This window comes from Sorangium sp. So ce406 (genome assembly GCF_051474675.1).
GTDB classification, from domain to species: Bacteria; Myxococcota_A; Polyangia; order Polyangiales; family Polyangiaceae; genus Sorangium; species Sorangium cellulosum_G.
Genome location: NZ_CP150340.1, coordinates 1552562 through 1564481, shown reverse-complemented (window position 1 = coordinate 1564481; position 11920 = coordinate 1552562). Strand labels below are relative to the sequence as shown.

Genomic DNA, 11920 nt, shown 5'->3' with positions numbered 1-11920 from the left:
GCCGCAAGCGTGGATTCGTCGGCGCGTTGGGCCGTTCCGTGGTGCGGCCTCCCCCTTGCAATGCACGGGCGCCGCTGGGGGGAATCGAGGAGGTTTGGAATGGCGAACGAGCAGAAGCAGGGAGCAAGCACGCAGGGACAGCAGGGCCGCAGCGAGAGCAGCGTTGTCCCTGACAAGGACTACAACCTGGTCAGCGTGCTCTACCATGCTCTCCAGGGCGCGGAGACCTACTCGCAGTACGTTCAGGACGCGCAGAAGCAGGGCGACCAGGAGCTCGCCACCTTCTTCAGCGAGGTGCGTCAGGAGGAGCTCCGGCTAGCGGAGCGCGCGAAGCACCTCCTCGGGCAGCGGCTGAGCGGCGGTCGCCAGCAGGGAGGCACGCGCGGGAGCGCCTAGCGCGAGCGCTGGTGGAACGGCCAAGGCGCCGAGTACGCCGGGGGATCTCGGGTTCCCCTGGCGTGCCTGGCGCCTTGCTGTTTTCCGCCGCCGGCCGGATCGAGGCGGCCGCCGCCGTGGTATGCGCGATCTCATGTCCCTCCCCAAGCAACCCCGCGCCGTCATCACCGGCGCCGCCTCGGGCCTCGGCCGCGCGCTCGCCCTCGAGCTCGCGGGCCGTCAGGCGAAGCTGCTCCTCGCCGACCTCGATGACGAGGGCTCCCGGGAGACAGCGCGCCTCGTCGCCGCCGCCGGGGGCGAGGCGCACACGGTCCGCTGCGACGTGAGCCGGAGCGACGACGTCGCGGCGCTCGTGGGCGAGGCCGATCGCGCGCTCGGCGGCGTCGATCTCGTCGTGAACAACGCGGGCGTCTGCGCCGGCGGGCAGGTCGGCGAGGCCTCCCTCGAGGACTGGTCGTGGGTCATGGGCGTCAACCTCTGGGGCGTCATCCACGGCTGCCACGCGTTCGCGCCGCGCTTCAAGGAGCAGAAGCGCGGGCATTTCCTGAACATCGCCTCCGCCGCCGGCTTCATCTCCGTGGCCGGGCTCGCCCCCTACTGCGTGACCAAGGCCGGCGTCGTCGCCCTCTCCGAGACGATGAAGCTGGAGCTCGCCCCGCACGGCGTCGGCGTCACGGTGCTGTGCCCGACCTTCTTCAGGACGCAGATCATCGAGAGCGCGCGCGGCGTCGACGCGAAGATGAGGGAGATCGCCGAGAAGCTGATGGGGCGCGAGGGGCTCCAGGCCGATTACGTGGCGCGGCGCGCGATCGAGGCGGTCGACGCCGGCCGCCTCTACGCCGTGCCGCACCGCGACGGGCGCTGGTTCTGGCGGGCGAAGCGGGCGATCCCCGAGCTGCTCCACGAGAGGGTTCTGCCCCGGCTGACGCGTCACCTCTGACCGGAGCGCGCCGCGCCGCCCCGGGGCGCGATCCCGTCGCGACGGCGCCGGGCGCGCCCCGGCCGGGCTCGCAGCTTGGTGGCGCCGCCACGTGACCCGTTGTAAACGCGGGGCGTGACCCAGGTGCGCTCGATCTTCGCCCGAGGACTCTTCGCAGATCAGGTCGCCATCGTCACCGGCGGGGGCAGCGGGATCGGCCTCGCGTGCGCCCGCGAGCTCGCTCACCTCGGCGCGAAGGTCGCTGTCTGCGGCCGCAAGCCCGACAAGCTCGAGGCCGCGGCGAAGGCGCTGGAGACGGACGGGATCCCCGGCGACCGCGTGCTCGCCGCGCCCTGCGATATCCGCGAGCCGGAGCAGATCGCCGCCTTCGTCGGCCAGGTCCTGGATCGCTTCGGCCGCGTCGACGTGCTCGTGAACAACGCCGGGGGCCAGTTCCCGAGCCCCGCCGCGGACATGACCCCGAAGGGCTGGGAGGCTGTCGTTCGCAACAACCTGAACGGCACCTTCTTCATGACCCGCGAGGTCGCGCGGCGGGCGATGATCCCGGCGCGGCGCGGCCGCGTCGTGAACGTCACCGCGTCCGTCGCCCGCGGGTTCCCGGGCATGGCGCACACGGGCGCCGCGCGCGCCGGGGTCGAGAACCTGACCCGATCGCTCGCCGTCGAGTGGGCGGCGCTCGGCATCCGCGTCAACGCGGTCGCGCCGGGCAACAACATCCGGTCGAGCGGCACCGCGCAGTACGGCGACGAGCTCCTGGAGCTCGCGCGGCGCGCCACCCCGCTCAAGCGCACCGGCACCCCGGAGGAGGTCTCGCGGCTCATCGTCTTCCTCGCGAGCGACCAGAACGACTTCATCACCGGCGCTGTCTATGGCATCGACGGCGGACAGCCGCTCTGGGGCGACATCTGGTCGATTCCGGAGCCGGAGGGCGCGCCGGGCGCCGCTCCGGAGAGCGCGAGCTGAAGGGGCCGGGCGTGAACTCCCCGCCCCCGTACGCCGGCGAGCAGGCCGGGCCGCAGTCCGCCTCGGGCGCGCTCGTCGACCCCATGGCGGCGCCGCCGTCCGCGCCGCCGATGTCCGCGCCGCCGTCCACGCAGCAGCCGGCGGGGCCGCCCATCGCGCCGTCGCTCCTCGGCAGGGCCGCGCAGCGCGTGCGCGGCTACTTCCTCGCGCTCGACCCGAGCTTCCTGTCCGCTGTCGCGCCGTTCGCGGTGCTCGCCGTCATCCTGTTCACGCGCCACCCGTCGACGAACTACATCTTCGACGAGCAGGAGGCGCTCCTCGCCAACCCGTACGTGAACGCGAAGGGCGGGCTCCGCTTCATCGACGCGATCCACCGCGATTTCTGGGGGCTGGCGCCCGACCGGAGCGTCGGATCGTACCGCCCGCTGCCGAACTTCCTCTGGCGCACGATCTGGGCTGTCACGAAGCAGCCGTTCTTCCATCACTTCTACAACGTCCTCTTCCACGCGGCGAACGCCGCGCTGCTCACGTGCGTCACGTTCTGGCTCACGCGCAAGCGGGGGGTGGCCTACCTGGCCGGGCTCATCTTCGTCGGCTGCGCGGTGCTCACCGAGGCGGTGAGCGGCATCGTGGGCATCGCCGACGTGCTCGGGGGCATGGGGGCGATCGCCGCCCTCGCCGCCCTGGCGCTGCCAGCGTGGGCGATGCCGTTCGCCGTGTTCGCGGCGGTGCTCTTCGGCCTCTTCTCCAAGGAGAGCGCGCTCGTCTGCGTGCCGCTGATCCCGTTCGCCGCGCTCATCGCGGCGCCGCTCACGCACCCCACGCGCCCGGCGCGGCTCGTCCGGGCGCTCGTCGCGCTGCTCGCCGCGGGGGCGGCGTTCGTGCTCTACGTCGAGCTCCGGCGGCGCTGGTTCCCGGCGCCGATGCCGGCCGAGCTCACGGCGCCGCTCCCGGAGGGGGCGCCGCTCGTGAAGCGCCTGCTGCACGACGCGCTCGTCTGGTTCCACCAGGCGCCGCTGCCGCGCGATCCGCTCAACAACCCGCTCAGCACCGCGGACACGCCGCACCGGATCGCCGGCGCGCTGCGCGTCTACTGGCGGGGCCTCACCCAGATCGTGTTCCCGTGGACGCTGAGCGGCGACTACTCGTACCCACAGGAGCCGGCGCCTGACCGGCTGGTCTTCTTCGAGAGCGTCGCCGGCGCCGCGATGATGGCGCTGCCCCCCCTCGGCTCGCTCGCGCTCTGGATCGCGGCGCTCCGCCGCGAGCACCTCGAGCGGCGCGAGCGGCGCTCGGTGCGCGCGGCGTTCCTCGTCGACGGCGGGCAGGCGACGTCGCGGCGGTGGTCGCTGCTCATCGCGGGGGCGCTGCTCGCTACGGCGGCGGTGGGGCTCGCGGCGTACGACTGGCACGCGCTCCGCCCGGCGGGGCGCGTGCCGTGGCTCCGGGCGCTGCCGCTCGTGCTGTGGCCGCTGCCGTTCCTGCCCGCGCTGCTGCTCGGCCTCGGGCTGCTCGTCGAGGGGACGCGCCCCCTGCCCTGCCCGGCGACGGCGGACCGGAGCGTCTGGGTGCCGCTGCGCCAGGGCTACGCGGGGCTGTGCATCGCGGCGATCGGGCTGACCTGGGTCGTGGTGAGCTACTTCCCGCACTCGAACATCCCCGTCGTCCTGCCCACGGTGCGCGCGGAGCGCTTCTGGTACTTCCCGGCGATCGGCTCGTCGCTGGTCCTCGCTGTCGCGTTCTCGTGGCTGCACGAGGCGCTCGCGGGCTCGACCCTGATGCCGCGGACGCGCTGGTCGTGGAGGGCGTGGGTGACGCCGGCGCTGTTCGTGCTCTTCTTCGGCTTCCAGTGCGTGCAGGCCTACCGGCACGCGATGGACTACCGGAACGACCTCGAGTTCTGGGCGGCGACGAAGGAGGCGGTGCCGAACAGCGCCAAGGCGCACCTCAACTACTCGGTGATGAAGGGCGCCCGGGGCGACCTGCCCGCGCGGCTCGCCGCGAGCGAGAAGGCGGTCGAGCTCGCGCCGAAGTGGCCGATGGCCCACGTGTACACGGGCGACACGCTGTGCCGCATGCACCGGGCGGACGAGGCGTTCCCGCACTACCAGCGCGGGATGGAGCTCGGCCCGAACGAGCTCAGCCTGGTCGCGCTCGCGCTGCAGTGCCTGCACGACGAGAAGCGGCTCGCGGCGTACGACGCGGAGCTCCGGCGGATGGCGGAGGAGCACCCGGGGACGTGGCTCGCGTACCTCGCGGTCGACACGCTCGACAACGGCGAGAAGCACGGCGGCGTGGACCCGAAGTACCGGCCGCGCGGCTACAACGAGGGCCCGAAGGAGTGACCGCGGTGGCCGCGGGCTGGCACGTGTACATCCTGCGCTGCGGCGACGGGTCGCTCTACACGGGCATCGCCCGCGACGTGGAGGCGCGCCTGGCGCAGCACGCGGCGGGGCGCGGGGCGCGGTACACGCGCGGGAGGGGGCCGCTGGCGGTGGTCCACGTGGAGGCGGCGGCCGACAAGGGGGAGGCGCTGCGGCGGGAGGCGGCGATCCGGCGGCTGGGGCGCGCGGGGAAAGAGGCGCTGGCGGCGGGGGTGAGCCGGGGGGACGCGGGCGCGAGGGGAGCGAGGGGAGCGAGGGGAGCGAGGGGAGCGAGGGGAGCGAGGGGAGCGAGGGGAGCGAGGGGAGCGAGGGAGGAGAGGGCCTCGTAGGGCGTCGCCGAGGGGCGTCTCTGGTCGGGGGGAGGTCGTCGCGAGCTGCCCGGACCTCGGACGGAGCCACTGTTTGCCGCGCGGCGCGGGGGCCCGGCCGCTGGTGCCCTGCGTGGAGAGGGTCGACGACCTCGCGAGATCCCGTCGAAGAACCCCCGCGAGAAAGCCCGAAGCCGTCCGGGCGCCCCCGTTCGGGGCGGGCGGGATGGCGCGAACCCATCCGGGTGAGTAGGTCGTCCACCCGGAGATGGGTGGCGCCCATCTCCCGGTGGACCTGCCTCCAACAAAAAGATGGGTCGCACCCATCTCCCGGTGGACGTGCCTCCACGAAAAGATGGGTCGCACCCATCTCCCGGTGGACGTGCCTCCAAGAAAAGATGGGTCCCACCCATCTCCCGGTGGACGTGCCTCCAAGAAAAGATGGGTCGGACCCATCTCCGCGGTGGAGAGGCCTCCGTTCTGCAAACCCCATCCTCGCGTGGTCCGCGCAGCCGCCCTGGATCGCGACGCGATGCGAGACCGAGAGCGACCTACGGAACAGCGTGGCGGTGACCGGCAGCGCGCGGCGGAAGGCGCCTGCGCGCGCGCTCCGCCCGTGAGCAGCAGCAAGGCGACGGCGAGCCTCGCGTTGCCCCCGTGGTCGCGAGGGCCGAGCGCGGCGTTCCAGGACTCGACGCGGATCGCGGTTCGGGGGCGTCCCGGCAATTTGTGACGGGTGGCAGGTGCGAAGCGCAACCTGACTGGCCGTCGAGGTCACGGATAAAGGCACGCCGCCGCTGACCAGCTACCAGCGAGTGTTCGTCACGATTCGCTGATATGGACGTCAACTCGCGGTTGACAGTGTAGATGGGAGCAGTTTACGCGGTCCGGAGCGCCATGGGTCTGTCGTATACGGAAGACGGATATCACCGGTGGTTCATAGATTGCACCACCGGTCTCGGAGGCCCTCATGAACAGGAAGACGACTCTTTTGTGGTTGTTTGGCGGTGTCTTTACTGCAGCAGTCTCGTGCAGTAGCAATGATGAGAGCGAGTCGAGCGAAGCGGGCGGCACGAGCTCGACCACCGGCGGTAGCAGCGGAAGCGGTGGCAGCCAGGTGGGCGTGGGTGTCTCGGGCTCGACCGCGAGCGGCTCGGGCGGGTCGGGTGGCAACATGATGAGCGGCTCGGGGGCCTCGGTCGGGTCGGGTGGCTCGGGGGCCTCGGTCGGCTCGGGCGGCTCCGGTGGTTCAGGGGGCGGCGATGGTGGTGCGGGCGCGGACCACTGCGAGCCCATCGGCTGGGCCACGCGCTCGGGTCGCGATGGTAACGCGTTCCATGTCACGGGCGGAGGCGACGCCGAGCCCATCGTCGTCGATAACTTCGCCGATCTCCTGGAGTACGCCAAGGATGGTCAGGCGCGGGTGATTCACATCGACGGCACGCTGGGCGGCGGTTGGTCGGGGACCTCCGGGGATCGACTGGAGATCAAGTCGAACAAAACCATCGTTGGCCTCCGCGCGGGCACGCAGCTCAAAGCAGCCATCCATATCAAGGACGCGAGCAACGTCATCCTGCGCAACATCGTCGTCCGTGGGCCGGGCTCCAACGGCGACCAGGCCTGGGACAACATCAACATCGAGGGTAACTCCAGGAACATCTGGGTCGACCACGCCGAGTTCTGGGACGGACAGGATGGCAATGCCGACGTCGTCAAGGGGGCCGACAACGTGACGTTCACGTGGAGCATCTTCGGCTACAGCAAAAGAGGTAGTCACAACCTGTCGAACCTGATCGCATCCTCGGACAACGAGCCCGCGAGCGAGGGCAAGCTCAACATCACCTTCATGTTCAATTGGTGGACAGGGGTCTCAGAACGCCAACCCCGCTGCCGGTACGGCAGGATCCACGTCGTCAACAACCTCTACACTGCGGACACCTCGGCAGGCCCCTCGAAGCTCGGCGTGACGAACGGCTTCAAGTGCAACGTGCTGACCGAGAACAACCATTTCATCGACCAGAGCCAGCCGATCGACCTGGGTAAGCAGGCGGGAGAGGGCTCCGTGCAAGAGGCGACGGGCAACCTGTTCGAGGGCTGCTCCGGAAATCAAGAGGGCAGCGGCGACGCCTTCGAGCCTCCGTACGAATACAAGTCGTTCATGGTGCCGGCCTCCGAAGTGAAGGAGCTGGTGCAAGCGCACGCGGGGGCCACCCTCTCCAGCCCGACAGCTTGCTCGCCGTAGAAGCGGCCTTGGAGACCTGCTGCGGGCCTGGTCGACGATGGGGGCCGGTGCCGACGAGCAACTTGTTCGACTTGATCGCGACCTTGCTGCCGCTCGAGCCGTTCGAGATCGTGCCCTCGAGCGTGCCTGCCAGAAATCGGCGCCGGGGGCTCATCGTCCGAGCTCGGGTCTTGGGCCCGCACACCTGGCGAGCAGGGCTTCGAGCTCGTCGGCGGGATCGAGGGAGTACTCGTAGAAGTCGCTCGGATCGAAGAAGGAATACGTGAAGCCGCTCGACTCCTTGGTCCCCGTGGTGGAGCGGTAGATGTTCCCGGTGGCGACCAGCGTGCCGTCGTCATGATAATGGGGACGATTCACCGTATCGAACACGCTGTTCTCGAGCACCATGTTGGTACCGCCGCGCGCGTAGTTGCCGTAGGAGTCGATGCGCTGGAGCCAGTTGTTGTAGAGGTGGGCACGGAGCACGTTGTCCGTGCTGGGATTGCGCTGGTTCAGGTCGCGGAACCAGTTGTGGTGGATGGTCATCTGCGCGGTGAGGTTCTCCGTCCAGCCGATCCCGAACGCCTTGTTGTGGTCGCTCAGGATGCTCCAGGACACGGTCAGGTAAGAGGTGTCCTTGCGGCTGTCGATCATGCCGTCGCCGATGTGGTGAAGATGGCAGTGATCGATCCAGACGTGGTGGGCCGTGTCCATCTGGATCCCGTCGAAGTCCTGCGTCTTTCCTTCCCAGTCTCCCTCGACGAAGGTGTCGCCGATGGTCAGGTTCCGCAGGATCACGTTGTGCACTCCGTCCCCCAGGAAGAACCCGCCCTGGGAGATCTCGGCCGTCGCGCCGACGCCCACGATGGTCTTGTTCGACGCGACCGAGATCTCCTTGCCCTTGGGGGAGATCGTGATCTTTCCCTGCACCCGGATCACGTAGGGCTCGGACGCGCGGGCGTATCGTTCAAGATCCGCCTGGGTCGTCACGGTGACCGTCTCTCCGTCTCGTCCGCCGTATGTCCCGTCCTGGCCGTCGCCGCTCACGCTGGCAAAGCCCTCCAGGGTCAGGGGACAACCCTCGCTGTCGACCGCGCCGTCCGTGCCTCCGGTGCCGCCGCCACCCGTGCCCCCCGAACCGGCGCTCGAGTCGCCGCCAGCCGCTCCCCCCGAGCCGCCCGTGGATCCGCCGCCACCCGTGCCTCCGGGGCGCGGATCTCCACCCGTGGCCGAGCTCCCTGCGGCCGAGCTTCCTCCGCTCGCCGCAGCTCCCGTCGTCGCGCTCGTGCTCCCGTCATCTCCTGCCGTCGAGTCAACATTCCCCGAGGCGCCGGGCTCGGAAGTCCCGCAGGCAAGGGCAAAGCCGAGAGGAGAGACAGCGAGGAGGAAGGAGGCGAAGAGGTTCTGCTTCATGGATCCATGAACTTTCTGTTGTCTCGAGCGACAAGGATCGACGAGGGGCGCTCTCAGTCCGCAAAGGAGGGCGTCCAGGGCGCGAGCATGTTCTCGACCGTGTAGCTTGCAGCCTCGGCCGCGCTGAGCTGCCTGGACTCGCGGGCTCGCTCGCTCGGCCTCGCGCCGGGTCCCGTGGTCATGTGCTCGGCGAAGCGCGCGGTCGCGAGCGTGTTATCGCCCATGCGGACCCAGCCGATGGGCGCGATGTGCGCGCCGAGGTCGGTGCCGAGGTAGGTCGTTGAGCCGTAGGGTCTCCAGTTGCGACCGAGGGCGACCGACCCGGACCTGACCGATCCGGCCGCCGTGGCCTGCCCTCCGAGGAACACGATCCCGAAAGGCACCGATTCATCCGTGCTCGGCGCCGTGACCGCCGACCCGCCAGCGACGTTGTGGATCGTGCAGTCCTCGAAGACGGCCGTCGCGCCTCCGAAGATGAAGTCGACGCTGCCCTCGACGTGGCAGTCCCTGAAGTACTGCGTTCCGTTCTTCACGTAGAGCGTGTCCTGGTAACCGAGGAACCGGCAGTGACGGAACTGCACGCGGCTGCCGGAGACGAGGAGAGCCACGGCCTGCACACCCGGGCCCGTGCTGTTGGCGATGGTGATGTTCTCGGCCGAGACGTCGCTCGCGGAGATATTGACGCTGAAGCTCCCCGAAGTGCCCAGCTCGCCCCCTGCCCCGTTCGGGGTTCTCGCGCTGTCGCCGTAGGTGAGCACGGTCGCCTCGGCCTGACCTGTCTGGCCGCAGAGCGTCACATGGGGACGGTCGACGATGAGCTTCTCGGAGTAGGTCCCGGGGGCGATGCGAATGATGGTGGGCGTCGTGTTGGACCTGGCGACGCTGTTGATCGCGGCCTGGACCGTGGTGAAATCGCCCGATCCATCCCGGTTCACCTCGATGAGCGCCCCGCCCGTCGCGCTGTTGCAGTCGGACGTGACGCTGCCGCCGTCCGAGCCGCCGGCGCCTGAGCCGCCGCCGCCGGTCCCCGAGCTTGCATCGACGGGCGCGCCGGCGCCTCCGCCGGTGCCTGCGCCTCCCGAGCCGCCGGGCGACGCCGTGCCGCCGCTCCCCGTCGTGCCATTCGATGTCGTGCCACTCGATTGCCCGCCGGTGGCCGCGGACGAGCCGCCTCCGGCGGGCGAGGCCGGATCATCGGCGGCCTGCTCGCTCGAACAGGCGAACGAGCAAGAGAGAGCGAGAAGGGAGGCGAGCGCGAGACAGGAGCAAGGACGCAGCATGGGGAAGCTCTCCGGGACGCAAGAAGGGGCGAGCAGGGGGCCTGTCAGGTGCACCTCGGCGGACGGATGGAGGGTCGACTGCCGCCGGATTGGCGGAAGGGCGCGCTGACGGGAAGCACGAAGGAGGGTTGTTCGTGGGGGGTCGGACCCGTCAAAAAAATGAGGGCGCGCGGCGACCCCTGCGCGAGCCGCTCCCCCGGGGGCGGCCCGCTCCCGCCCCGCCTCATCACTCGCGCGCGAGCGGCAGCGCCCAGGGCCCTCCGGCTCCGGACCGAGACATCACCTGGGGCAAGGCGTCGCTCGCCCGCTCGGGCGCGTAGGCGTAGGGGGGCGTGAAGACGTCATCGGCCGGCTCCTCGCCCCCGCCGCCCAGGTGAACGCCGCTCCCGTCGCGGTAGAGGTTCGATCCAGGGACGGCCAGGAGGAGCCCGAGGCTCGTCGAGCCGCTGCAGTCCGAGCGCCGCGTCGCCGCCTCGACGTTCTCGAACACGCTCGCCTCGAGCAGCACCTGCCCCTCACAGGAAGAGCCGACGGCCCAATCAGAGATGTTCGAGAACACATTGTTGAAGAGGTGGACGCGCGCCCGGGATCCGACAGCGAGGGGGGCGCGCGTGCTCACCTCATCGAAGCGACAGTGGTGCATCGTCACCTCGGCGTCGGTGATCGTGGAGGCCCAGCGCTCGCGGCCGCCGCACTCGGCCTCTGTGTCGCCGTCGAAGTGGACATAGGAGAAGGTGACCCCGCTCGTTCCGGCGAGGATGTCGGCGAAGGCGTCGCTGATCCACGTGACGGTCGCGTGGTCGATCCAGATCCTGGAGGGTTGTGTCAGCGTGAACGCATCGCCCGCCTCGAGCAGGCTCGCGTTCAGATCGTAGAGGGCGATGTTGCGGACGATGATGTTCTCGCTCTCGTCGAGATCCATGGTCACACCCGGCAGCGCCGCGCCGCGCCCGAGCCCGACGAGGGTCTTGTTCGAGCCGAAGCGGAGGATACGATCGTCCCGCGTCGCGCCGACGAGCGGAAGCTCGCAGGTCGAATCCCCGGTCAGGACCTGATAGAGCGTCTTCTCGGGATCCTCCGAGCAGGCGCTGGGGCAGACCTCGATGTCCGCGACCTCCGATCCCTTGCGGCGGAAGTCGTGGACGCCTTCGGCGAGCAGGAGCACAGCCGGCTCGTCCGAGCCGGCGAGCCGCGCGAGATCGGCCCAGTCCGAGACGAGCACGGGCGTCGCGCCCGCGCCCCCCGTGGTGCCCTCGCCAAAGCCGATCGGCTCGATCCGTATCACTTTCCGGAGGGCGATTGGCCCCCTCGTCCCGGGCGCGGGCCCGATCCAGCGAGCCGTCGTGTTCGAGGGGAAGCGCGCCTCGGGATCGCAGCCCGGCAGATCTCCAGCGCTCCCGAGCTCGCGCGCCGCCGTCCAGCCGCTGTCGTCATAGCCAGGCGCCGTCCAGTCTCCGTCCGGCGCCGTGCTCAGCTTCCAGTCGCTGCCGCTCCCGTGGCTGCGCTCGAGCTCATCGAGGTGGAGGAGCGCCGCGGGGGTCCCGGCCGCGGCATGGACGCTCACGGCGATCACGTTTTCGCCTGGAAGAAGCGAGAGGGGCACGAAGAGCGGCGTGCGCGCGGACTCGCTCTCGGCGACGAGGTCACCATTGACGTGGACGCGGAAGGTGTCGCGCGCCGTGATGGAGAGACCGGGGCCCTCGAGCGCGCCATAACTCGTGCTGACGAGCGGCGAGCTCGCGAGCTCCTCACCCTCCCCGAAGGCGGCGCCCGGAGGGAGCTCGTTCTCGGGCGGCTCGCCCTCGCAAGCGAGGTCCGTGAGGGTGGGAGAGCTGCCGCCGACACCCGCGTCCCCCGGGAGCCGGGTGGCCGTCTGGATGAGCTGGTCCTCACAGGAAACCCCCCAGGCCAGAGCGGAGAGCGCGGCGACTCCGAGGAGCCAGGTGCTTCGGGAAAGGCGCATGGGAACGAGGCAAAGCTGGGAGGCCACGCCGCAAAGCGCAAGCCCAATGCTC

General features: G+C 70.3%; 10 protein-coding genes. 7 read left to right on the top strand and 3 right to left on the bottom strand.

Annotation, left to right across the window (positions count from 1 at the left end; all coding sequences use genetic code 11):
- Nucleotides 1–99 precede the first annotated feature (99 nt).
- The 7 genes from WME96_RS05720 to WME96_RS05690 all read left to right on the top strand — a co-directional run bounded on the left by WME96_RS05720 (nucleotide 100) and on the right by WME96_RS05690 (nucleotide 7233).
- A complete protein-coding gene (locus WME96_RS05720; protein WP_437289156.1) occupies nucleotides 100–396 on the top strand; it encodes a hypothetical protein in 297 nt (98 codons plus the stop codon).
- Nucleotides 397–529: 133 nt separating this feature from the next.
- Nucleotides 530–1336 (top strand): SDR family NAD(P)-dependent oxidoreductase, encoded by an 807-nt coding sequence (locus WME96_RS05715; RefSeq protein ID WP_433933921.1) that lies wholly within the window; start codon nucleotides 530–532, stop codon nucleotides 1334–1336.
- A gap of 114 nt (nucleotides 1337–1450) precedes the next feature.
- The gene (locus tag WME96_RS05710) at nucleotides 1451–2299 is read left to right on the top strand and encodes an SDR family oxidoreductase (RefSeq protein ID WP_437289155.1); all 849 of its coding nucleotides are present in this window, start codon (nucleotides 1451–1453) and stop codon (nucleotides 2297–2299) included.
- An 11-nt stretch (nucleotides 2300–2310) separates the two neighbouring features.
- Nucleotides 2311–4644 carry a tetratricopeptide repeat protein gene (locus WME96_RS05705; RefSeq protein WP_437289154.1) on the top strand — a complete coding sequence of 778 codons (2334 nt, stop codon included), beginning with the start codon at nucleotides 2311–2313 and terminating at the stop codon, nucleotides 4642–4644.
- Nucleotides 4645–4649: 5 nt separating this feature from the next.
- Nucleotides 4650–5012 carry a GIY-YIG nuclease family protein gene (locus WME96_RS05700; protein WP_437289153.1) on the top strand — a complete coding sequence of 121 codons (363 nt, stop codon included), beginning with the start codon at nucleotides 4650–4652 and terminating at the stop codon, nucleotides 5010–5012.
- Between the two features lie 740 nt (nucleotides 5013–5752).
- On the top strand, nucleotides 5753–5827 hold the full coding sequence (locus tag WME96_RS05695) for a hypothetical protein (RefSeq protein ID WP_437292279.1): 75 nt from the start codon (nucleotides 5753–5755) through the stop codon (nucleotides 5825–5827).
- A 134-nt stretch (nucleotides 5828–5961) separates the two neighbouring features.
- The gene (locus WME96_RS05690; RefSeq protein WP_437289152.1) at nucleotides 5962–7233 is read left to right on the top strand and encodes a pectate lyase family protein; all 1272 of its coding nucleotides are present in this window, start codon (nucleotides 5962–5964) and stop codon (nucleotides 7231–7233) included.
- A 150-nt stretch (nucleotides 7234–7383) separates the two neighbouring features.
- Here WME96_RS05690 and WME96_RS05685 read toward each other — a convergent pair whose 3' ends face one another.
- The 3 genes from WME96_RS05685 to WME96_RS05675 all read right to left on the bottom strand — a co-directional run bounded on the left by WME96_RS05685 (nucleotide 7384) and on the right by WME96_RS05675 (nucleotide 11868).
- Entirely contained in the window at nucleotides 7384–8625 is a 1242-nt protein-coding gene (locus tag WME96_RS05685) for a pectate lyase family protein (protein ID WP_437289151.1), read from the bottom strand.
- Between the two features lie 53 nt (nucleotides 8626–8678).
- Entirely contained in the window at nucleotides 8679–9905 is a 1227-nt protein-coding gene (locus tag WME96_RS05680) for a pectinesterase family protein (protein WP_437289150.1), read from the bottom strand.
- 226 nt (nucleotides 9906–10131) lie between these two features.
- Nucleotides 10132–11868: a hypothetical protein gene (locus WME96_RS05675; RefSeq protein ID WP_437289149.1), complete on the bottom strand. Its 1737-nt coding sequence runs from the start codon at nucleotides 11866–11868 to the stop codon at nucleotides 10132–10134.
- Between the last annotated feature and the right edge of the window lie 52 nt (nucleotides 11869–11920).